The organism is Massilia sp. 01N410 (assembly GCF_056399665.1).
The window spans coordinates 1-492 of the sequence record NZ_JBFTRV010000067.1 but is presented as its reverse complement, the minus strand read 5'-3'; the positions used below and the strand labels follow the sequence as shown (position 1 = coordinate 492).

The following is a 492-nucleotide window of genomic DNA, read 5'->3' as shown; positions in this document are numbered from 1 at the left end:
GGGCGGTCATCCTTGCTCAAGGCCAGGAAACGGTGGCGCCATCGAAAGCTGGTCGCACTGGCCACGCCGATCTCGCGCGCCGAGCGGCGCACGCTGCGGGAGTCGAGCATGCAGCCGAGGTGGTCGAGCCAGCGTGCCTTGTGGCGCAGCCGGGCCAGCGGCGTGCCGCTGAGCCGGTTGAAGGTGCGATGGCAGTTGCGGCAGCGGTAGCGCTGCAGTCCGTGCGCATGGCCGTGGCGAAAGGGTTTGTCGGCCTGGCAGTGCGGGCAGCAGAGTGGCGCGGCGGGGTGCTCGACGATCTCGAGTACACGGTCGAGGCCGGCCGCCGATTGCAGCAGGTCGAGCAGGCGGTCGCGCTGGCGCCGCGTTAGAGAGGACAGGCGTTGCAGGAACTGTTCGAACTGCCGTGCTTGCATGGGGCCTCCGTCAACGGTTCAGGTCGACATTGGACCGCAGGCTTGCAGAAAAGATTCCACACTAAGATTCCACACT

At 66.9% G+C, this 492-nt stretch carries 1 protein-coding gene; it reads right to left on the bottom strand.

Going from position 1 to position 492, the window contains the following annotated elements; genetic code table 11:
* Positions 1–416: transposase (locus AC1DOP_RS27265; protein WP_477254413.1), on the bottom strand; the 416-nt coding region annotated here is incomplete at its 3' end.
* Positions 417–492: the final 76 nt, after the last annotated feature.